The 20,608-nt window shown below is 70.0% G+C and carries 18 protein-coding genes; 9 read left to right on the forward strand and 9 right to left on the reverse strand.

Annotated elements, in window-relative coordinates:
* The 3 genes from E1295_RS01070 to E1295_RS01080 form a co-directional block, all read right to left on the reverse strand.
* On the reverse strand, positions 1-988 hold a 988-nt coding region (locus tag E1295_RS01070), incomplete at its 3' end, for a thiamine pyrophosphate-binding protein (protein WP_246079758.1).
* Between the two features lie 86 nt (positions 989-1,074).
* Complete coding sequence (locus tag E1295_RS01075) at positions 1,075-1,935, reverse strand: MurR/RpiR family transcriptional regulator (protein WP_132627732.1); 861 nt, start codon at positions 1,933-1,935, stop codon at positions 1,075-1,077.
* On the reverse strand, positions 1,932-3,374 hold the full coding sequence (locus E1295_RS01080) for a glycoside hydrolase family 3 protein (protein ID WP_132627733.1): 1,443 nt from the start codon (positions 3,372-3,374) through the stop codon (positions 1,932-1,934). Before E1295_RS01080 ends, E1295_RS01075 begins: the two co-directional genes overlap by 4 nt.
* Before the next feature lie 88 nt (positions 3,375-3,462).
* Here E1295_RS01080 and E1295_RS01085 point away from each other — a divergent pair, with 88 nt between their 5' ends.
* Positions 3,463-4,998, forward strand: coding sequence for a glycoside hydrolase family 10-like protein (locus E1295_RS01085; RefSeq protein ID WP_132627734.1), 1,536 nt, complete (start codon positions 3,463-3,465; stop codon positions 4,996-4,998).
* A 182-nt stretch (positions 4,999-5,180) separates the two neighbouring features.
* Here the strand turns inward: E1295_RS01085 and E1295_RS01090 are convergent, their stop codons facing one another.
* Positions 5,181-5,825, reverse strand: a complete 645-nt coding sequence (locus tag E1295_RS01090) for an FHA domain-containing protein (RefSeq protein ID WP_132627852.1) — start codon at positions 5,823-5,825, stop codon at positions 5,181-5,183.
* Between the two features lie 239 nt (positions 5,826-6,064).
* On the opposite strand from E1295_RS01090, the gene E1295_RS01095 reads away from it, so the two are divergent.
* The 4 genes from E1295_RS01095 (at position 6,065) to E1295_RS01110 (ending at position 10,068) form a co-directional block, all read left to right on the forward strand.
* Entirely contained in the window at positions 6,065-7,186 is a 1,122-nt protein-coding gene (locus tag E1295_RS01095) for a citrate/2-methylcitrate synthase (RefSeq protein ID WP_132627735.1), read from the forward strand.
* A gap of 84 nt (positions 7,187-7,270) precedes the next feature.
* Positions 7,271-7,570: a DUF3017 domain-containing protein gene (locus E1295_RS01100; RefSeq protein WP_132627736.1), complete on the forward strand. Its 300-nt coding sequence runs from the start codon at positions 7,271-7,273 to the stop codon at positions 7,568-7,570.
* A gap of 53 nt (positions 7,571-7,623) precedes the next feature.
* The gene (locus tag E1295_RS01105; protein WP_132627737.1) at positions 7,624-8,841 is read left to right on the forward strand and encodes an NADP-dependent isocitrate dehydrogenase; all 1,218 of its coding nucleotides are present in this window, start codon (positions 7,624-7,626) and stop codon (positions 8,839-8,841) included.
* 198 nt (positions 8,842-9,039) lie between these two features.
* Positions 9,040-10,068: a polysaccharide deacetylase family protein gene (locus tag E1295_RS01110; RefSeq protein ID WP_132627738.1), complete on the forward strand. Its 1,029-nt coding sequence runs from the start codon at positions 9,040-9,042 to the stop codon at positions 10,066-10,068.
* Here the strand turns inward: E1295_RS01110 and E1295_RS01115 are convergent.
* Positions 10,046-10,912: an MFS transporter gene (locus E1295_RS01115; RefSeq protein ID WP_132627739.1), complete on the reverse strand. Its 867-nt coding sequence runs from the start codon at positions 10,910-10,912 to the stop codon at positions 10,046-10,048. The genes E1295_RS01110 and E1295_RS01115 overlap by 23 nt on opposite strands.
* A gap of 16 nt (positions 10,913-10,928) precedes the next feature.
* Positions 10,929-12,059 carry a saccharopine dehydrogenase family protein gene (locus E1295_RS01120; RefSeq protein ID WP_132627740.1) on the reverse strand — a complete coding sequence of 377 codons (1,131 nt, stop codon included), beginning with the start codon at positions 12,057-12,059 and terminating at the stop codon, positions 10,929-10,931.
* A gap of 156 nt (positions 12,060-12,215) precedes the next feature.
* Here E1295_RS01120 and E1295_RS01125 point away from each other — a divergent pair, with 156 nt between their 5' ends.
* Both E1295_RS01125 and E1295_RS01130 read left to right on the forward strand, forming a co-directional pair.
* Positions 12,216-14,462 carry a serine/threonine-protein kinase gene (locus E1295_RS01125; RefSeq protein WP_132627741.1) on the forward strand — a complete coding sequence of 749 codons (2,247 nt, stop codon included), beginning with the start codon at positions 12,216-12,218 and terminating at the stop codon, positions 14,460-14,462.
* A gap of 58 nt (positions 14,463-14,520) precedes the next feature.
* Positions 14,521-15,507 (forward strand): malate dehydrogenase, encoded by a 987-nt coding sequence (locus tag E1295_RS01130; RefSeq protein WP_132627742.1) that lies wholly within the window; start codon positions 14,521-14,523, stop codon positions 15,505-15,507.
* Positions 15,508-15,632: 125 nt separating this feature from the next.
* Here the strand turns inward: E1295_RS01130 and E1295_RS01135 are convergent, their stop codons facing one another.
* Both E1295_RS01135 and galE read right to left on the reverse strand, forming a co-directional pair.
* Complete coding sequence (locus E1295_RS01135) at positions 15,633-15,824, reverse strand: hypothetical protein (RefSeq protein ID WP_132627743.1); 192 nt, start codon at positions 15,822-15,824, stop codon at positions 15,633-15,635.
* Positions 15,825-15,858: 34 nt separating this feature from the next.
* On the reverse strand, positions 15,859-16,809 hold the full coding sequence (galE, locus tag E1295_RS01140) for a UDP-glucose 4-epimerase GalE (RefSeq protein ID WP_132627744.1): 951 nt from the start codon (positions 16,807-16,809) through the stop codon (positions 15,859-15,861).
* Between the two features lie 86 nt (positions 16,810-16,895).
* Here galE and E1295_RS01145 point away from each other — a divergent pair, with 86 nt between their 5' ends.
* Entirely contained in the window at positions 16,896-18,209 is a 1,314-nt protein-coding gene (locus E1295_RS01145; protein WP_132627745.1) for a hemolysin family protein, read from the forward strand.
* A gap of 14 nt (positions 18,210-18,223) precedes the next feature.
* Complete coding sequence (gene trpS, locus E1295_RS01150) at positions 18,224-19,228, forward strand: tryptophan--tRNA ligase (protein WP_132627746.1); 1,005 nt, start codon at positions 18,224-18,226, stop codon at positions 19,226-19,228.
* Between the two features lie 17 nt (positions 19,229-19,245).
* Here trpS and E1295_RS01155 read toward each other — a convergent pair whose 3' ends face one another.
* Entirely contained in the window at positions 19,246-20,505 is a 1,260-nt protein-coding gene (locus tag E1295_RS01155) for an arginine deiminase (protein ID WP_132627747.1), read from the reverse strand.
* Positions 20,506-20,608 lie beyond the last annotated feature (103 nt).

Raw genomic sequence — 20,608 nt, forward strand, 5'->3', positions numbered from 1 at the left:
GTTCTGGGGCGGCCCGGGTGGGGAGCAGGGTGGTCAGGCGGGCGCAGACCGCGGCGGGGGAGGCGAGGTAGGCCAGGTCGGCCGGGCTGCGATGCGCCTCCGCCGGGTCGTCGGTGACGAGCGCGACCGACGTGCCTGGGGCGACCAGCGGGCCGGGCACGTACACGTACTGCCGGAACACCGGCGCGCCCACCGCGAGCACCACGTCGTGCGGAGCCAGCCGTTCCCGCAGCCGGGCCCTGTCGGCGGGCAGGACGCCGGCGTACTGCGGGTGGTCCTGCGGAAAGCCGCCCCGCGCCCCGAACGACTCCTGGAACACCGGGCACCGCAGCCGCTCGGCCAGCGCGACCAGGGGATCCCACGCGGCTCCAGCGCCCGCCACGATCGCCGGGGACCGCGCGCCGGCCAGCAGGTGCACGAGCGGCGCCAGGTCGGCGTCGGGGACGGCGGCCGGCCGCAGCAACCGGGCGGGCGCCGCGAGGACCTCGCCGTCGAAGGGCGCGAGCCAGTCGTCCATCGGCACGATCACCAGCGCGGGCCCGCGGGCCGTGACCGCCTCGTGCCAGGCGCGGGCCAGCGCACCGGGTACGTCCTGCGCCCGCGCCGGCTGGTCGGTCCACACCGGATAGTCGCCCGCCAGTCCTTCGAGCCGCCCGGTCAGGAACGGCTCCAGCGCCACGTGCCGGCGGTCCTGCTGCCCCACCAGGATGACGAGGGGCGCCCGGTTGACCCGGGCGGTGGCGATGGCGCCGACCGCGGTGCCCAGCCCCGCGGTGGTGTGCAGAACGACCAGGGCAGGCGCTTCGGTGCCGATGGCCCAGCCGGTCGCCATCCCGACCACGGACGTCTCGTGCAGCGCGAGCACGAAGCGCAGGTCGTCGGGCAGGTCGGTGAGCAGGGGCACCTCGGTGGAGCCGGGGTTGCAGAAGATCGTGGTCAGCCCGCGGCTTCTCAGCACGTCGAACGCGGCGTCCCTGACGGTGCTCATCGTTGTCTTCTTGCCCGCTGGACGTGCCTGATAGACGCGCGCCGGCTCTGCGGCGCCCGCGCGACGGCGAGGATGTCACCCGGGATTCAGCGGGCGCGGTAGCGGTCGGTCGCCTCCCTGGTGGCGCGGATGGCGGCGTCGGCCCTGTCATAGGTACGCTGCGCGAGCCCCACGAAGATGCAGTCGACGATCAGCAGCTGGCTGATCCGGCTGGCCAGCGCGCCCGGCCGGAAGGCCGTCTCGCGGCCCGCCGACACCAGCGTGTGGTGCGCCATCCCGGCCAGCGACGATCGGGGGTTGTTGGTGATCCCGACGATCAGCGCGCCGGCCTCGGCCGCCGTCCTGACGGGCACCAGCACGTCGGGCGTCTCACCGCTGCAGCTGATCGCCACCGCCACGTCGCCGTCCTTGAGCAGCGCCGCGCTGGTGAGGGCCAGGTGGGCGTCGCTGAACGGATGGCTGGACAGGCCGATGCGCAGCAGCTTCTGCGACATGTCGGCGGCCACCAGGCCGGAGGCCGCCACGCCGTAGACGTCCACCCGCCGGGCCGTCGAGATGGCCTGCACGACCTCGCCCAACTGTTCGGGGTCGAGCTGCGCCGCCGTGTCGGCCAGCGCCTCCGACTCGGCGCGCGCGACCTTGGAGATCACGTCGGTCAGCGGGTCGTCGGGGGCGAGGTCGCCGGGGACCAGCCGTTCTGGCTCCTTGGCGACGGCCGCGGCCAGCGCGAAGCGCATCTGCGAGTATCCGGCGAACCCGAGCGCCCGCGCCGTGCGTACGATCGTCGCCTCGCTGGTGCCGGACACCGCGCTGAACTCGGTGATCGTGCTCCGCACGACCAGTCCGGGATCGTCGAGGATGATGCGGGCGATGGACTGCGCGGCAGGGGTGAGCGACGGCAGTACGGCGCGTACGGCCGCGACCGGGTTCGCGGGCTCGGCGCTCAACGCAGCAGCCTTTCCGCCGCCGCGAGGGCGGACACGCGGGAGATGCCGTGGGTCGCCACATGAGTGCATTCGGGGGCGGCGTCGCCGGGAGGTGCGGGGATGCCGGTGTCGACCACGATCACGTCGGGCCTGCGCGCGAGGGCCGTCGCCACGGTCTCCCGCACCCAGGAGTGCCGGGCGGCGTCGTGCACCACTAGCACGACCGGCCGTTCGTCGAAGGGCGGCAGCTCGCCCTGCGGCTCCATCTGCACCCTGGCCGTGCCTGGCAGCAGGGAGGTCAGGGCGGCCGTGACGCCGGTCGGCGTGGCCGGGTCGACCGCCTTGCTGAAGCGGGTGTTGACCTCGACGACCAGGGGCGCGCGGTCGAGCGCGGGGGTGCCGGAGACGGTCAGCGCGGCCCTGGCGGCCTCCAGGCCGACGCTCTCGTCGACGTCGCCGCGGGCCTTGTCGCGCAGGTCCGTGCGGGCGGCGTACCAGCCGGCGAGGGCGCTCACCCGGCCGGCCGCCTGCGCCAGCCGTTCCTCCTCCAGCCTTCCCTCGCGTACGGCGGCCACGATCGCGTCGCGGATCTCGTGCAGGCTCTCCTCGGTGGACAGCCCCACGCAGATCGCGTCCACACCCGCGTCGAGGGCGCGCACCGCGATCTCGCCGGGGGTGAACATGTCGGCCACCGCCTGCATCTCGATCGCGTCAGTGACCAGCATCCCGTCGAAACGGAGCTCGCCCCTCAGGAGCTCGGTCAGGATGGTACGGCTGAGCGTCGCCGGCATCGACGGATCGAGAGCGGGGACGAGCAGGTGCCCCGACATGATGGAGCGCACCCCGGCGTCGATCGCGGCGCGGAAGGGCGGCAGGTCGCGTTCGAGGAAGAGCTCGCGCGAGGCGTGCACGGTGGGCAGCGCCAGGTGGGAGTCGGTGACCGTGTCGCCGTGCCCGGGGAAGTGCTTGGCGCAGGCGGCCACGCCCGCGCCCTGCACGCCGTCGACGTAGGCGACGGTGTGGCGGGTGACCAGGTCGGCGGTCGGGCCGAACGAGCGTACGCCGATCACCGGGTTGGCCGGGTCGGAGTTGACGTCGGCGGAGGGCGCGTAGTCGAGCGTGATGTCGAGCTCGGCGAGCATCCTGCCGATCTGCCGGCCGACCCGCTCGGTGAGGGTCACGTCGTCGACCACGCCCAGCGCCCGGTTGCCGGGGAAGGAGCTGCCCTCCGCGACCTCGAGCCTGGTGACCGCGCCGCCTTCCTCGTCGATCGCCACGACGGTGTCCGGGTTCTCGGCGCGGAACTGCCGTACGAGCTGCGCGTCGATGGCGTTGCGGGCGAACAGCACGACGCCGCCGAGACCCTCGCCCAGCGCCCGGCGCAGCCACTCGGGAGCAGAGGTCCCCTCATACCCCGGATGGAGCACCGTCATCGCCAGTCTGTACAGGTCACCGCTCATCGGCATTTTCCTTCACGATTGTTGATCTGAAGGTAATTTTCTGTCATTGTCGCCCTCGACACAACCACTTCCGAGAGGCCCACCCCCCATGCCCAGCAGAAGGACTCTCCTGAAGGGCTTAGCCCTCGCCGCCGCCGCTTCCGTCGTCCCGCTGCCCGCCTACGCCTCGACGGGCGGGCACATCCCGCCGCTGCGCCAGATGCGCGGCATGTGGATCGCCTCCGTGGTCAACATCAACTGGCCCTCGAAGCCGGGACTGACCGCGGAAGAGCAGAAGGCCGAGTATCTCGCCTGGCTGGACGTGGCCGTGCAGCGCCGGCTCAACTCGGTGTTCGTGCAGATCAGGCCGACCGCGGACGCGTTCTGGCCGTCGCCGTTCGAGCCCTGGTCACAGTATCTGACCGGGACGCAGGGGCAGGATCCCGGTTACGACCCGCTCGGGTTCGCCGTGGAGGAGACCCACAAGCGCGGCCTGGCCTTCCACGCGTGGTTCAACCCCTACCGCGTCTCGATGCAGGACGACCCGGCCAAGCTGCACCCCGACCACCCCGGGCGCAAGCACCCCGACTGGATCCTGCCGTTCGGCGGCAAGCTCTACTACAACCCCGGCATGCCGGAAGTGCGCAGGTTCTGCCAGGACGCCATGATGGACGCGGTCACCCGCTACGACATCGACGGCCTCCACTTCGACGACTACTTCTACCCGACCAACACCCCGGACTTCGACGACAGCGCCGCGTACGCCGAGCACGGCGCCGGCTTCCCCGACCTGGCCTCCTGGCGGCGCAACAACGTCGACCTGATGGTCCAGGAGATGCAGCAGCGGGTGCTGGAGTCCAAGCCGGAGATCGCGTGGGGCATCAGCCCGTCCGGCATCTGGCGCAACAAGGCCAGTGACCCGCTCGGATCCGACACCAACGGCGGCCAGTCCTACGACAACCTGCACGCCGACACCCGCGGCTGGGTCAAGAAGGGCTGGCTCGACTACATCGCGCCGCAGCTCTACTGGTACATCGGACAGCCGCCGGCCGACTACTCCAAGCTGGTCCCGTGGTGGTCCGACGTCGCCGCGGGCACGAAGACGCAGTTGTGGATCGGCCAGGCCGCGTACAAGGCCGGCGACCCCGCGCAGGCGGCGGAGTGGCAGGCGCCGGACGAACTGTCCAGGCACCTCACCCTCAACAGGGACCACCCCGAGATCGGCGGCGACATCTGGTACAACGCCAACGATGTCAAGGTCGACAGGATCGCCTCCATCTCGACCGCGGTCGACGAGCACTACCGGCGGCCCGCGCTCGCGCCCGTGCTGCCCAGGCTCGCCAAGGGGGAGCCGCCGCGCCGGCCGGTGCTGGCGTACGCGCTGCGCCGCCACGGAGGGGTGGAGGTGCGGGCGGTGGCGACAGGACGGGACGAGCCGTTCCAGTTCGCCGTCTTCCGCCTCGACCGGCCCTCGCGCTCCGGCAGGGACTTCGCCGACGCCCGCCACCTGGTGGCCGTCGTGCCCGGCGACCGGCAGGTGCGCTGGACCGACCCCGATGGCAAGCGCGGCGACCACTACTACGTGGTGGCCGTCGACCGCGCCAACAGGACCAGCAGGCCCAGCAACGGATTCCGGGCCATCTGAGCCGGCTCGCGGGCGTGCTGCGCCCGTACGTGTCGCCGGCCGGTCAGCCGGCCGGCGATCAGCTTCGCACGCCCCGCCCGAGTGCGTGCCCACACCACCGCTCGTACGGGTTCCGACGCTGCCGGAACCCCTCGCCGTGGCCCCGGTCGCGAACCGGTCTACGTAGGTGGCCTGCCGGACACCTAAGAAGCTCTCCGCCCAGCGGCCGACGGCTGCTCGGCGGCTCCCGACGACCTCTGCGGCGGCACCACGGGGGTCGGGCGTACGAGGCCGAGCGCGACGACCTCGTTGGCCAGCCGCGTGCGCCGGTTGGTGCCCTCGGGAATCCTGAACTTCTGGTAGAGCCGCAGCAAATGCTGTTTGACCGCGGCCTCGGTCACGACCAGGTCGTCGGCGATCTCGCGTGCGGTCGCCGGGGCGACGAACGCCTCGTCCGACAGCGCCGGCCTGCAGAGCGAGGTCAGCACATCGACCTCGCGCCTGGTCAGCTCGGGCGCGGCCGCCCTGCGCAGCTCGACCTCAGGGGCGAAGTCCTCACGGGGGACTCCGCCGATGCGACCCCTGGCGGCGCCGAAGGAGACGACGTCGCCGTCGTCAAGGACCCTCCGGGCGATCGGCCTGCCGTTCACCCGCGTGCCGTTCCTGGACAAACCCAGGTCGACGACATACAGGTAGGGTCCTCGTCTGACGAACTCGGCATGGAGTCGAGACACACTGGGGTCGGTGAGCCGGATGTCCACACCCCGGCCCCTTCCCACCGTTGTGATCTCGGGGCGCAAGGGGACCACCTCGCCGGTGTCCTCGATGCGTATGAACGGCCCCTCCACTGGCGGTTCCTCCCCTGGGTTGACGCAGCGTATGAACGGCACGCCTACTCCTGGGCACGGCAGTTCCTCCCCAGGTAGCCCGCCGTAACTATTACTACAGCTCCGGCTTACCCAAACGAGGGGATGCGGAATCTCCTTTGCTGTAAGGAGAATCCGGCGTGAAATTGGTCTGGACCTTTGAAGCCGGTTTTGCCTGCTCACGGGTAGACTCCGAGGGAAGATAAGCGGAGGAAACACCCATGGCGGACAAGCCCACGAAAGGTCTGGCCGATGTCGTCGCCGCGTCCACAGCGCTGAGCGACATCGACGGAAAGGCCGGCCGGCTCTTCTACCGTGGATACGACATCCACGACCTGGCCGGCCGTGCGACGTTCGAGGAGACAGCACACCTGCTGCAGCGCGGCAAGCTGCCCGACCGGGCCGAACTAGGCGCGTACGCGGCCGAACTGGTGAGCGGCAGGGAGCTCGGCGCCCTGGTCTCGGCGAACATCGCCGAAATCGCCGAGAAACAGAAACCCATGGAGGCGCTGCGCTCGCTGGTTTCACTGTCCGGGGCCGACGACCCGGACAAGGACTCCATCACCCCGGACGCCAACCTGCGCAAGGCGGCCCGGCTGACCGCGCAGCAACCCCTCCTGGTCGCCCGTTTCCACGCCGCCCGCAGCGGCGGGAGCGTTCCCGACCCCGACCCCTCGCGCGGCATCGCCGCCAACTTCCTGCTCCAGGTGACCGGCCGCACTCCCGACCCCCGTGAGGTCGAGATCTTCGACGAGTGCCTGGTGCTGCACGCCGACCACACCATGAACGCCTCCACGTTCGCCGCCCGCGTGTGCGCCGCGACACTGTCGGACATGCACTCCGCCATCGTCGCCGCCATCGGCACGCTCAAGGGCCCGCTGCACGGCGGGGCGAACGAGCAGGTCATGAAGACCCTGGAGTCGCTGACGCCCGGCAATGTGGCCCAGGCCGTACGCGACAAGCTCGCGGCCGGCGAGAAGATCATGGGCTTCGGCCACCGCGTCTACAAGACCGAGGACCCGCGCGCCACCCACCTGCGCAGGATGAGCGCCGAACTGGCCGAGTCGTCCGGCGACGACACCTACTACCGGATGTCCAAGGAGATGGAGGAGGTCGTCTTCGAGACGAAGGGCCTCTATCCCAACGTCGACTTCTTCGCCGCGTCCGTCTACCACTACCTCGGCATCCCGACCGACCTGTTCACGCCGGTCTTCTCGATCAGCCGCATGTCCGGCTGGACGGCCCATGTCATCGAGCAGCACGCCGACAACCGGCTCATCCGTCCGGACAGCGAGTACATCGGTGAGACGGACCAGAAATGGAAGCCGATCGACGAACGATGAACGAAGAGCGCCGGACGACGAGCGGCGATGAACGCGAGCGATGAGGCCGAGCGAATGGGATCATTGCGACTGTGAGCGGATGCGTTGAGCCAAGGGACTGAACGCGAGAGCTGGGGGCCGTACCCGCTGATCCTGGTGGGTGCGGTCGTCGGCGTGCTCGTGACCTACTTCGTGGACCCGCGCTGGGGCGGGTTCGCCGTCGGCGCCGTCATCATGGTCGCCGCCGCCCTCCGTTTCGCCGGATACGGCGGGCACCTGTCCATCCGGAGCAGACGGACGGACGTCATCACCCTGTCGGTCTTCGGTTTCGTGCTGGTCCTGACCTCGCTGCTGCTCTACAACAACGAGCTCAAGGCGCTGATCTTGTCCCTTTTAGCTGGGTGACTTGACGGTCCGATAGCCTCAACGCATCAATTCATTGAAGGGGAACCATTCGCATGCCCAAGATCAAGGTGGAGGGTCCGGTCGTCGAGCTTGACGGCGACGAGATGACCCGGATCATCTGGCAGTTCATCAAGGACCAGTTGATCCTTCCCTACCTCGATGTCGACCTGAAGTACTACGACCTCGGCATCGAGCACCGGGACGCGACGGACGACCAGGTCACCATCGACGCCGCCAACGCCATCAAGAAGCACGGCGTCGGCGTGAAGTGCGCCACCATCACCCCGGACGAGGCGCGGGTCGAGGAGTTCGGCCTGAAGAAGATGTGGAAGTCCCCGAACGGGACCATCCGCAATATCCTCGGTGGCGTCATCTTCCGCGAGCCGATCATCATGTCCAACGTGCCGCGGCTCGTCCCCGGCTGGACCAAGCCGATCGTCGTCGGCCGTCACGCCTTCGGTGACCAGTACCGCGCCACCGATCTGAAGGTCCCCGGCGAGGGCACGCTCACCCTGACGTTCACGCCGAAGGACGGCTCGGAGCCGATCGAGCTCGACGTGTACGACTTCCCCGGCAGCGGCATCGCGATGGCGATGTACAACCTGGACGAGTCGATCCGCGACTTCGCCCGCGCGTCGATGCGTTACGGCCTGTCGCGCAACTACCCGGTCTACCTCTCGACGAAGAACACGATCCTCAAGGCGTACGACGGCCGGTTCAAGGACATCTTCGCCGAGGTCTACGAGTCGGAGTTCAAGGCCGACTTCGAGAAGGCCGGCCTCACCTACGAGCACCGCCTCATCGACGACATGGTCGCGGCGGCGCTGAAGTGGGAGGGCGGCTACGTCTGGGCGGCGAAGAACTACGACGGCGACGTGCAGTCCGACACGGTGGCGCAGGGCTTCGGCTCGCTCGGCCTGATGACGTCGGTGCTGATGACCCCCGACGGCCGCACCGTCGAGGCGGAGGCCGCGCACGGCACGGTGACCCGCCACTACCGCCAGCACCAGCAGGGCAAGCCCACCTCCACCAACCCGATCGCCTCGATCTTCGCGTGGACCCGTGGCCTGGCCCACCGGGGCAAGCTCGACAACACCCCGGCGGTGACCGAGTTCGCCGACAAGCTGGAGCAGGTCTGCGTCGAGACCGTCGAGGGCGGCCAGATGACCAAGGACCTCGCGCTCCTGGTCGGCGGCGACGCCCAGTGGCTGACCACCCAGGACTTCCTGGCGGCGCTGGACGAGAACCTCAAGAAGAAGATGTCCGCCTAGTTCGATCACGCACGGCCCCTACCTCCGCTCACAGGTAGGGGCCGTTTCGCGTGCGTCTTTCCCGTTTCTACGTGATCTCCAGACCATCTCTTGACGGCGAGGTGCGCGTGGCGTAGTTGATCACCTGGGTAGGAGTCTCCCTGTAGGTGCACAAACCGCTACCTACCGTAACGGTCGTACGTGTCTCGGGGGGTTCGGATGCGACTGGGAATCATGGGCGGGCTAGGACTGGTCGCCGCCGTCGCGATGGTGTCCGGCTGTGACTCGCCGCCCGACACCGCCAAGCTGGCGGACAGCAAGGCCGACGCCGCCACCAAGGTCAAGGTCAGCAAGGCGGCCAAGGCGAAGGCCGCGGCCGCCGTGAAGGCGAACGAACTCGGGCAGATCCCGGTGCTGATGTTCCACCGGGTCATCCCCAAGCCGACCACGACGGACGACCGTACGCCGCGGCAGTTCCGCGCGGACCTGGAGCGGCTGGTCAAGGAGGGGTACGTGCCGATCACGGCCGCCGAGATGGTGTCCGGAAAGATCGACATCCCGGCCGGCAAGCACCCCGTGGTCCTGACCTTCGACGACTCCTCGCCGTCGCAGCTCACCCTGAACCAGATGGGCGTGCCCCAGAAGGACACGGCCGTCGAGATCCTGCTCGACGTGGCCGCCAAGAACCCGGGTTTCCGCCCGGTCGCCACCTTCTACGTGACGCGCGACATGTTCGGCAAGAGCGTCCCGGCGGAGCAGGCCCAGATGCTGCTCTGGCTGAAGAACAACGGGTTCGAGATCGGCAACCACACCCGCGACCACCTCAACCTGCGCGGGCTGTCGCACGAGAAGGTCGAGGAGCAGATCGGCTCGATCGCCAAGCAGGTCGGCACGCTGTCGTCGGTCAAGCCGACCACGATCTCCCTGCCCTACGGCAACCAGCCGCGCAAGAAGCAGTGGGCCATGAAGGGCAAGCACTTCAAGCACCAGGGGGCGTTCCTGGCCGGCTACACGCCCGCCCCCGCCCCGTTCAGCAAGTCGTTCGACCCGGCCGGCATCCCGCGGATCAAGGTCATGGAGAAGAAGGGCGACTGCAAGCAGTTCTGCTCGCACGCGTGGCTCGACTGGCTCAAGAACAACCCGGACATGCGCTACACCTCCGACGGGGACCCGCGGACGGTCGCGTACCCGAAGTACCAGGCTCCGTACCTGCTTAAGTCGTTCCTCACGTGGAGCCTGCCCTACTAGGACCGCGCGGCAGCAGCGGCGCCGCCGCGCACATGAGAGCGGCGGCGGCGAAGAGCGCGGCGCGGGTGCCGGCCCAGGTCGCCACGAGGCCGCCGAGCAGGATGAACAGCGGCTGCGTGACCGCCGTGGCGAACGACGCCCCCATCGAACTGGCGCCGGCGAAGGTCACCCAGCTGATCAGCATCGGGCGCAACGCCGGCTGGCCCCAGGCGAAGGTCCACCCGCCGAAGAGCTCCGCCCGGCGCGACGAGCGCGGGGCGCGCGCGGGCGGGTCCGGCTCCGGGGCGCGCAGCCGCCTGATGGCCAGCGCGCTGACCAGGAAGGACACCGCGTTCACGACCAGGGAACCGACCGCGCTGAGCAGGCCGATGAGCGCGCCGGCGGCGGACGGGCCGACCGAGATGCTGAGCCAGCGCGTCGACTCGAGCCGGCTGTTGGCGTCGATGAGCCGCTCGGGCGAGACGAGCGCCTTGAGGTGCGCCTGTGCCGCCGCCGCGAACGCGATCTGGCACGTCGCGTTGACCACCGCGACCACGCACAGCTGCGCGAACGTCAGCACGCCCAGCCAGGCCGCGATCGGTACGCTCGCCAGGCAGGCACACCGGACGACGTCGGCCGCGATCATGACAGGCCGTTTGCGCCGGAACTCGACGTGCCGCCCCAGCGGGAACGCAAGGAGCGCGGTGGTGATCGCCGTCAGCGCCGACAGCAGGGCGACCTCGAACGCGGAGACCTTCAGTACGGTGACCGCCACGACGGGCAGCGCCACCATGCCCACGGCCGAGCCCACCTGGCTGACGGCCGAGCCCGACCATAACCTGCGGAAGTCCGCGTGCCCCCGCACGCTGGTCCGGGGCGGCTCACCCCGATCGGGTCGTGAAGGAGATGCCGGCCGCCCGCAGCCGGTCGATGAGCGGCCTGCCCATGGCCGAGGCGGTCGTGAGCTGGCCCGCCAGGTCGGGCACCTCGTCGAAGGCCAGGCACAGCGCCGACTCGGCGAGCATCTTGGCGGTCTCGTCGTAGCCCGGGTCGCCGCCCGCGACCTCCGTGACGACCCGCTCGCCGCCGCCCTCGCCCAGCAACGTGACCTTGAACCAGCTCTTCGCCCGCTGCTCGGGTGACGGGCCCTCACCGGGTCTCACCCGGTCCAGGAGCCGCTCGCGTACGCCGGGGAGCTGGGCGAGCGCCGCGAACGTCCCCGCGCCCGCCACGAGCGCCAACGCGGCGGGGAGGGTCTTGACGGCGATGTGCTGGCGGTAGGTGAAGTCGGGGCCGTAGCGGTCGAGGAGGCGGGCCGAGCGGCCGACGATCAGCGGGTCGACGGTGGGCATCGGGAGCGCCCAGCCGCCCACGTAACGCAGGCCGCCCGCCCGTGCGCTCACCCTGCGGCCGAGGGGTCCGGACTCGGCGGCGCGCCGCTGGGCGGCGGCCTCGGCCGCCTGCCTGGCCCGGCCGACGATGGACATCGCGCTGGTCAGCGTACCGCTGGAGAACCGCGCGTTGGCCCGCAGGAAGGCGCTGACCGTCAGCGGCACGTCCTTGGGCAGCTGGGAGACGGTGTAGAGGGTGCCGAGGTCGAAGACGATCGAGTCGAAGCCGCAGCCGTGCACGATCTTGGCTCCGCTCGTGACGGCCCGATCGTGGTGGCGGACGTACATGCGGTCCACGAACTCGGGCTCACCCGTGAGGTCGAGGTAGTGGGTGCCGGCGTCGGCGCAGGCGGCGACGAGCGGCTCGCCGTACGTGACGTAGGGGCCGACCGTGGTGACCAGGACGCGCGTGCTGCGGGCCAGCTCGGCCAGCGAGTCCGGGTCGGTGGAGTCGGCGAGCAGGACGGGCACGTCGAGCCCGAGCCGCTCCAGCTTGGCCCGGTCGCGCCCGGCCACCGCCCACCGCACACCGGGGCCGGCGGAGCGGGCGAGGTAGGCGGCAGTGAGGGCGCCGGTGAATCCGCTCGCACCGAAAAGTACGATGTCGTAAGGACGGTTCATGATCATCGGCTCCTGGTGATCGTCTGCTGCACATTCGACCGTGCCCACGGCCACGTCGGCAAACCCCAAGGTCTCGAAGGCTTAACAAATCCCTGGGAAGTGGCTGGGCGTCGTAAAGTTTGCGTCGTTGGGGTTCAGAACACGTGGGGATGACGTATGCCGCGAATTTCGCCGCTGGTGGCCGGCGATCCCACCCATCTGGGGTCGTTCCGGCTGTCCGGACGGGTCGGCGAAGGCGGTCAGGGCATCGTCTATCTGGGCGTCAACGACGAGGGGGAGCGCGCGGCCATCAAGCTGCTGCACGTGAAGTTCAGCGGCGACACCATCGCCAGGTCGCGCTTCGCCAGGGAGCTGAAGGCCGCGCAGCGCGTGGCGTCGTTCTGCACCGCCCGGGTGATCGAGGCCGACCTCGACGGTGACACCCCCTACATCGCCAGCGAATACATCGAGGGCAAGGCGCTGCGGGACCTCGTGGACAGCGACGGGCCGCTCACCGGCACGACGCTCGACCGGCTGGCCATCGGCACCGCCACCGCCCTCACCGCCATCCACCACGCCTCGATCATCCACCGCGACTTCAAGCCCGACAACGTGCTGATCGCCGCCGACGGGCCGCGCGTGGTCGACTTCGGCATCGCCCGCATCATCGACTCCACCGGCACGATCACCAGCCGGGCCATCGGCACGCCCGCCTACATGGCGCCCGAGCAGATCGCGGGCGACGACATCGGCCCCTACACCGACGTCTTCTCCTGGGGCGCGACCATGGCCTTCGCGGCGACGGGAGAGACCGTCTTCGAGGGCAAGTCGATCGCGGTGGTGCTCAACCGGATCCTCAACCACGAGGTCGACGTCTCCATGATGGCGGAGCCGCTGCGCAGCGTGGTGAGCTCCGCGCTGGCCAAGTCGCCGGCCGAGCGGCCCTCGGCCGACCAGATCCTGCTGCGGCTGCTCGGGCAGTCGTCCACGGCGGGGGCGTCCACGGCCGTGCTCACCAAGGGCGTGCAGCTGGCCGGCGACGACACGACGCCGTTCATCCGCGTGTCGGCCGGATCGATCACCGACCATCCCAGCCTGCGGGCCTTGGTCATGCCGTCCCGCCACGGCACGTCCGAGGGGACGGGTCGGCAGCCGGGCACGGGCTGGTCCACGACGGGGCCCGGCGCGACGGGGACGGAGGCGCCGGCGGGCGCGGAGCCCGAGGCCGGTACGGTAACAGGACCCGAAAACCCAGGGTCAGGCGCGGGAACAGGGTCAGGCGCGGCGACAGGCACAGGCACAGGCGCGGGCGCGGGGACAGGCACAGGCCTGGGGCGCGCCGCGACCTCCCTTCGGGACGTCACGGGGCCGCAAGCGGGCTCTCAGGGCGCGACAGGGCAAACAGGCTCTCAAGGCGCGACAGGGCAGCAGACAGGCCCTCAGGGCGCCATGGGGCTGCCGACGGCGCCTCCAGAGGAGTCCGGGCCGCCTCCGGGCGAAGCGGGGCCCCCAACTGGCGGCGCTGAGGGAGGCGGGGCGCCGTACCCGGCGAAGAAGAGCAAGCGTCGCCGTCGGGCGCGGGTCCTGGCGGCGGCGGCCGCCACACTCGCCGCCGTCACGGCCGCCGCGGTGCTGGCGACGGCGAACGGGTGGCTGACGCTGCCGTTCGGCGGTACGCCCGGCCCGACGGCCGAACCCACGCGCCCGTCCGTGGTGGACAAGGTCGCCGCCACCGGCCGGATCGTGATCGGCGTGCGGGGCGACCTGCCGGGCGTGGGCCTGCGCAACGGCGACGGTTTCGAGGGCTTCGACGTCGACGTCGCCAGGCAGCTCGCCACGGAGCTCGGCGCGAAGGAGACGAAGTTCGTCCAGGTCAGCAGGGGCGACAGGGCCGAGGCTCTGGAGAAGGGCAAGGTCGACCTCGTCGTCGCCGCCTACTCCGTCGACAAGGGCAAGACCCAGTTCGCGGGCCCCTACTATGTGGCGCACCGCGACCTGCTGGTACGCGCGGACAGCGGCCTGGACAAGATCGGCGACCTCAAGGGCAAGAAGGTCTGCGCTCCCAGCGGCTCGCTCGGCGAGGTGCAGGAGAAGGTGACGGTCGAGCCGGTGCCGGTCAGCGACTACGCCGCGTGCATGGACCTGCTCAGAAGCGGCAAGATCGCGGCCGTGCCGGGGGAGGACGTGGTCCTGGCCGGTTTCGCGCAGCGCGAGAGCCTGCGCTACAAGATCCTCGGCGCGAAGCTCAACAACGAGCGGTACGCCGTCGGCATCAGGAACGGCGACCTGAAGACCTGCAAGGCGATCAAGGCCGTCATCGCCGACCTCTACGCCCGGGGTGTCATCGAGAGGCTTCTGACCAGCCGGTTCGGTAGGGTCGATTTCGAAATGGAGCTGAAGGTACCCGCGATGGAAACCTGCTGATGACGTGCGGGTAACATCCCGAAGGTCAACCAATCGTCCTGCGAGTTAGGGGAAGGCCATGGCGTCGTCAGCCACTGCGCCCGTCAAGGTGACCGTCACCGGAGCAGCCGGCCAGATCGGCTACGCGCTGCTCTTCCGCATCGCGTCGGGGCAGCTGCTCGGCGCCGACGTCCCGGTCAAGCTGAGCCTGCTGGAGATCCCGGCGGCGGTGAAGGCGGCCGAGGGCACCGCGATGGAGCTCGACGACTGCGCGTTCCCGCTGCTGTCCGGCATCGAGATCACCGACGACCCCAACGTCGCCTTCGCGGGCACCAACGTCGCCCTGCTGGTCGGCGCCATGCCGCGCAAGGCGGGCATGGAGCGCGGTGACCTGCTCGGCGCCAACGGCGGCATCTTCGGCCCTCAGGGCAAGGCGATCAACGACCACGCGGCCGACGACATCAAGGTGCTGGTCGTGGGCAACCCGGCCAACACCAACGCGCTCATCGCCCAGCGCAACGCGCCCGACGTGCCGGCCGAGCGCTTCACGGCGATGACCAGGCTCGACCACAACCGCGCGCTGTCCCAGCTGGCCGCCAAGCTCCAGGTGCCGGTCACCGAGATCAAGCAGATGACGATCTGGGGCAACCACTCCGCCACCCAATACCCTGACCTGTTCCACGCCGAGGTGGGCGGCAAGGTCGCGGCCGAGCAGGTCGACCCCGACTGGCTGCGCGACACGTTCATCCCGACGGTGGCCAAGCGCGGCGCCGCGATCATCGAGGCGCGTGGCGCCTCCTCGGCGGCCTCGGCGGCCAACGCCGCGATCGACCACGTGTACGACTGGGTCAACGGCAGCGAGTGGACGTCGGCGGCCGTGGTCTCCGACGGCTCCTACGGCGTGCCCGAGGGGCTCATCTCGTCGTTCCCCGTGCGCGCGGCCGGCGGCAGGTTCGAGATCATCCAGGGGCTCGAGATCGACGCCTTCTCCCGCGAGCGCATCGACGCCAGCGTGCGCGAGCTGGCGGAGGAGCGCGACGCGGTGACGTCCCTGGGCCTCATCTGAGAAGACCAGGCGGCATCCGGAAGCCACGCGAAACGCGCGCCCTCGTCGTGACGGGGGCGCGTGTGCGCGTTGTGGCGGGGCCCGCCCCTACGGGCAGGCCGCGGTCGGCTACGGCCCGCGGTCGGCTACGGGCAGGCCACGGTCGGCGCGGCGGGCACGGACTGGATCGACGGCACGGGCAGGATCGCCGGCGTGGGCTGCAGGGCGGGCGCCGGCTGCGACGTCGCGAACAACACACCGGCGGCGGCCATCAGGCTGCCCGCCACGACGAGGGCACCGTAGAGCAGCTTCGTGACCCTTGGTGAAAAGCTCCTCACGTTTCGATATCCCAGCACATATCGTGCCTCCGTATCAGGTGTTTCGCGAAAGCGCTCTCCAGGCGTCGGAGACGATGTCGCCCAGCGCCGCCCGCTCGGGCTTCCATCCGAGTTCGCGCTGAATCCTCGCGGACGAGGCGACCAGCACGGCCGGGTCGCCGGGCCGGCGCTCGCCGACGACGACGGGGATCTCGTGGCCGGTGACCTCGCGGCAGACCGAGATCACCTCCTGCACGCTGAAGCCGGTGCCGCTGCCCAGGTTGTAGATCTTGTGCTCGCCCGGGATGATCGCGCCGAGCGCCAGCAGGTGGGCCCTGGCCAGGTCGGACACGTGGATGTAGTCGCGCACGCAGGTGCCGTCGGGCGTCGGGTAGTCGGTGCCGAACACGCTCACGTTGTCGCGCTCGCCGGTCGCGACCTTCAGCACGTTGGGGATGAGGTGGGTCTCGACGGTGTGCCGCTCGCGGTAGCGGCCTTGGGCGCCGGCCACGTTGAAGTAGCGCAGGCTCACCGCGCCGAGGCCGCGCACCTGCGCGAACGCGGTCAGCGCGGTGTCGACGGCCAGCTTGGAGGCGCCGTAGGGGTTGGTCGGGCGCGTCGGGTCGCTCTCCTGGATGGGGGAGCGCTCGGGTTCGCCGTACGTCGCCGCGGTCGAGGAGAACACGATCCTGGCCACGCCCTTGTCGCGCATGGCGTCGAGCAGGGCCAGGGTGCCGCCGAGGTTGTTGGCCCAGTAGAGGCCGGGCTTGGCCACCGACTCCCCGACCAGCGACTTGGCCGCGAAGTGCAGCACCGCGTCGACGCCGTCGAGCGCGTCGTGCGCCTGCGTGATGTCCGCCCGGACGAATCGGGCGCCCTCGGGCACGGCGTCCTCGTGCCCGGTCGACAGATCGTCGAGTACGGTCACGTCGTGGCCCGCTTCGACGAGCTGGGCCGCGACGACGCTGCCGACGTATCCGGCACCACCCGTGACCAGCAGCCTCATGTGTACTCCTGTTCAAATATGTTTGATTTTGTACGGCTTGCCGTTCAGCATACGCGGGAAAGTGGCCGAGTACGCTGCCAACCACCATGTTTGACACCGTCGCGGCCAACATCGCCCTGGTCCTGCTCTTCATTCTGATCGGTGGCTTCTTCGCCGCCGCCGAGATGGCGATGGTGTCCCTGAGGGACAGCCAGGTACGCCAGCTCTCACAGCGGGGCCGCAGGGGCGAACGTGTCGCCAAGCTCGCCCGCGATCCCAACCGCTTCCTGTCCGCCGTGCAGATCGGCGTGACGGTGGCCACCATGTTGTCGGCCGCGTTCGGCGCCGACCGGCTGGCCGCCCAGCTCGTGCCCGTGCTCGAGACGTGGCGGGTGCCCGGCGCCGTCGCCCCCGTGCTCTCGCTCGTGCTGGTGACGCTGCTCATCTCGTACGTGTCGCTCGTGCTGGGGGAGCTGGCCCCCAAGCGGCTGGCGCTGCAGCGGGCCGAAGGGCTGTCGTTGTACGTGGCGCCGTTCCTCGACCGGCTCGCCGTCCTGTCGCGCCCGATCATCTGGGCGCTGTCGAAGTCCACCGACGGCGTGGTCCGGCTGCTCGGCGGCAACCCGAAGGCCGACAGGGAGGAGGTCACCACCGAGGAACTGCGCGAGATGGTGGTCGGCCACACCGATCTGACCGCCGACGAGCGCAAGCTGATCGCGGAGGTGTTCGCGGCGGGCAAGCGGCAGCTCAGGGAGGTGATGCTGCCGCGTACGGAGGTCGAGTTCATGGAGGCGGACACGCCGCTGGACGCCGCCGCCCGCCTGGCCGCCGGGCTCCCGCACTCGCGTTTCCCCGTCTACCGCGAGTCGTACGACGACGTCGTCGGGTTCGTGCACGTGCGTGACCTGCTCGACCCCGAGCTCGCCGGGCGCAACGAGCCGATCAGCGCGGTCGTGCCGATCAGGACGGCCAAGTTCGTGCCCGCGTCCAAGCGGCTGCTCACCACGCTCAACGAGATGCGCGCGGAGGGCCAGCACCTGGCGATCGTGGTGGACGAGTACGGCGGCACGGCCGGTATCGTCACGATGGAGGATTTGGTCGAGGAACTGATCGGCGACATCAGGGACGAATACGACCTGGAGGACGACGTCGTGGTTCTGCCGGCGGGTGAGATCGAGATCGACGGCCTGACGAACCTCAACGACTTCGCGACCGAGACCGGCATCAGGCTGCCGGACGGCCCTTACGAGACGCTGGCCGGATTCGTCATGGCCATGCTGGGGCATGTGCCCGCCGTCGGGGAGAAGGTGGAGGTGCTGGGCTTCGAGATGAGCGTCACCGAGCTCGACGGGCGCCGTATCGCCAGGGTGCGGGTGAAACGCCGTCCCGTGGTCGAGTCGCCGCCCGACCAGGATTCCTGACACAATTGCCTGCTATGGCCAGACCTCGTGTACTCTCCGGCATCCAGCCCACAGCGGACTCCTTCCACCTGGGCAACTACCTGGGTGCGGTCCGCCAGTGGGTCACCTTGCAGGAGACCCACGACGCGTTCTACTGCGTGGTCGATCTCCACGCGATCACGGTGCCGACCGAGCCCGACGCGCTGCGCCGCCGCAGCCGCGTGGCCGCCGCGCAGCTCTTCGCCGCCGGCCTCGATCCCGAGCGGTCGACGATCTTCGTGCAGTCGCACGTGCGCGAGCACAGCGAGCTCGCCTGGATACTCAACTGCCTCACCGGGATGGGCGAGGCGGCCAGGATGACGCAGTTCAAGGACAAGTCCGCCAAGTTCGGGGAGAGCGCCGCCAGCGTCGGCCTGTTCACCTACCCGATCCTGCAGGCGGCCGACATCCTGCTCTACCAGGCCGACCGGGTCCCGGTGGGCGCCGACCAGAAGCAGCACCTCGAGCTCACGCGCGACCTTGGCGGGCGTTTCAACCACCGGTTCGGCGAGACGTTCACCCTGCCGGAGCCGTACATCCTGAAGGAGGTCGAGAAGATCACCGACCTGCAGGACCCGACGGCGAAGATGAGCAAGTCGTCCTCCAGCCCGGCCGGCATCCTCGACGTCCTGGAGCAGCCCGGCCCGCTGCGCAAGAAGGTCATGCGCGCGGTGACCGACACGGGCTCGGAGGTGCTGTTCGACGAGGAGAACAAACCGGGCATCAGCAACCTGCTGCGCATCCAGTCGGCGCTGACCGGCACGCCCATCCCCGACCTGGTGGCCCGCTACGCGGGGCAGGGCTACGGCACGTTCAAGAAGGACGTCGCCGAGGCCGTCGTGGAGGCGTTCTCGCCGATCAGGGAGCGCACGGAGAAGCTGCTGGCCGACGAGAAGGAGCTCGACCGGATGCTCGCGATCGGCGCCGAGCGGGCGTCGGCGGTGGCCAGGCAGACGATGGCCCAGGTGCGCGACCGGGTCGGCTTCCTGCCCACGGCGTAGCGGACGGCAGGGGGCGCTCAGACGTCGTCGCGCAGGATCGGGCAGGTCATGCACCGCGCGCCCCCGCGGCCCTTGCCCAGCTCGAAACCGTCGATCTCGATCACCTCGACGCCGTGCTCGCGCAGCTTGCGGTTGGTGAACTGGTTCTTGCGGTAGCCGACCACGACCCCGGGCGACAGCGCGAAGAAGTTGTTGCCCGAGTCCCACTGCTCGCGGGCCCGCTGGTGGTCGTCGCCGCCGGTGGGGATGACGTCCAGGCGGCGCAGGCCCAGCGACTCCTCCAGCGCGTTCACGAAGCCGGTGTCGCGCCGCACGTCGAGGGTGCCCGGCTTGTCGCCGGGCCGCAGCGAGTAGGTGGCCGCCGCTTCGAGGAACGGCGGGTACGCCGTGGCCTTGTCGACGTCGAGCAGCGTGAAGACGGTGTCGAGGTGCATGTACGACCGGCTCTTCGGCACGTGGACCGCGATCACCCGATCGGCCACCTCGGCCGCGAACAACGACAGCGCGAGGTGCTCGATGGTGCGCGTCGTGGTGCGCTGGCTGATGCCGACGGCGACCGTCCTGTTGCCGACGGGCATCATGTCGCCGCCCTCCATCGCGGCCGTCCCGTAACTCTTCTCGTTGAAGCGCTGGTCGTCGCCCGCGAACGGATACCAGAAGCCGAAGTCCTGCCCCGCGAACATCGGGTGGTGGTGGTAGATCGTCGACTGGTTCATCGTCTCCAGCAGCCGGACGGGGAAGAACATCGGGTTGAGGGCGACGCCGCCGTACAACCAGGCGGAGGGGTCGCGCTGGTAGAGCGAGTTGGGCAGCGGCGGGAGGATGAACTCCCCGCTCTCGCCCGCCGCGGCGACCAGCGAGGACTGCTCCATCCCCGCCGTCCCGAACTCCTCCTTGGTCAGGCCGCCGATCAGGTGGGCGGCCAGCCTGTCGCCGCTCCACCCGGCCAGGGTCTCCCTGACGGTGTCGACGAGGATCGGGCCCACCGTCAGGTGGGTGACGGTCTCCTCGATGGCGTGCCACTTGGCGTCGAAACCGGAGTCCAGGGCCTCGGCCAGCAGTTGCTGGTGGTAATGGACCTCGATGCCGCGCTCGCGCATCAGGGCCACGAACGCGTCGTGCTCCCGCTGCGCCTGCTCGACCCAGAGGATGTCGTCGAACAACAACTGGTCGCTGTTGGACGGGGTGAGCCGCCTGAGGCTGAGCTCCGGCCGGTGCACGATGACCTTGCGCAGCGTGCCCACCTCGGAGTGCACGCCGAACCGCTGATCGTTCATGGTGATCTCCTCGGACGGTGATCAGCGAACCCGCCGAGCCCCGCGCGAACGCCGGGCCGGGCTCCCGACCATCCCCGCCGGGGTCACCGGCCAACCGCGCCAC

The organism is Nonomuraea mesophila, from assembly GCF_004352805.1.
GTDB classification, from domain to species: Bacteria; Actinomycetota; Actinomycetes; order Streptosporangiales; family Streptosporangiaceae; genus Nonomuraea; species Nonomuraea longispora.

What these genes read in the sequence shown, in the direction of transcription:
- E1295_RS01105 (WP_132627737.1), top strand. Translation starts at nt 7,624, where the DNA reads ATGCCCAAGATCAAGGTGGAGGGTCCGGTCGTCGAGCTTGACGGCGAC.
- E1295_RS01120 (WP_132627740.1), bottom strand. Translation starts at nt 12,059, where the DNA reads ATGAACCGTCCTTACGACATCGTACTTTTCGGTGCGAGCGGATTCACC.
- trpS (WP_132627746.1), top strand. Translation starts at nt 18,224, where the DNA reads ATGGCCAGACCTCGTGTACTCTCCGGCATCCAGCCCACAGCGGACTCC.
- E1295_RS01155 (WP_132627747.1), bottom strand. Translation starts at nt 20,505, where the DNA reads ATGAACGATCAGCGGTTCGGCGTGCACTCCGAGGTGGGCACGCTGCGC.
- E1295_RS01080 (WP_132627733.1), bottom strand. Translation starts at nt 3,374, where the DNA reads ATGAGCGGTGACCTGTACAGACTGGCGATGACGGTGCTCCATCCGGGG.
- E1295_RS01145 (WP_132627745.1), top strand. Translation starts at nt 16,896, where the DNA reads ATGTTTGACACCGTCGCGGCCAACATCGCCCTGGTCCTGCTCTTCATT.
- E1295_RS01125 (WP_132627741.1), top strand. Translation starts at nt 12,216, where the DNA reads ATGCCGCGAATTTCGCCGCTGGTGGCCGGCGATCCCACCCATCTGGGG.
- E1295_RS01095 (WP_132627735.1), top strand. Translation starts at nt 6,065, where the DNA reads ATGGCGGACAAGCCCACGAAAGGTCTGGCCGATGTCGTCGCCGCGTCC.
- galE (WP_132627744.1), bottom strand. Translation starts at nt 16,809, where the DNA reads ATGAGGCTGCTGGTCACGGGTGGTGCCGGATACGTCGGCAGCGTCGTC.
- E1295_RS01130 (WP_132627742.1), top strand. Translation starts at nt 14,521, where the DNA reads ATGGCGTCGTCAGCCACTGCGCCCGTCAAGGTGACCGTCACCGGAGCA.
- E1295_RS01110 (WP_132627738.1), top strand. Translation starts at nt 9,040, where the DNA reads ATGCGACTGGGAATCATGGGCGGGCTAGGACTGGTCGCCGCCGTCGCG.
- E1295_RS01085 (WP_132627734.1), top strand. Translation starts at nt 3,463, where the DNA reads ATGCCCAGCAGAAGGACTCTCCTGAAGGGCTTAGCCCTCGCCGCCGCC.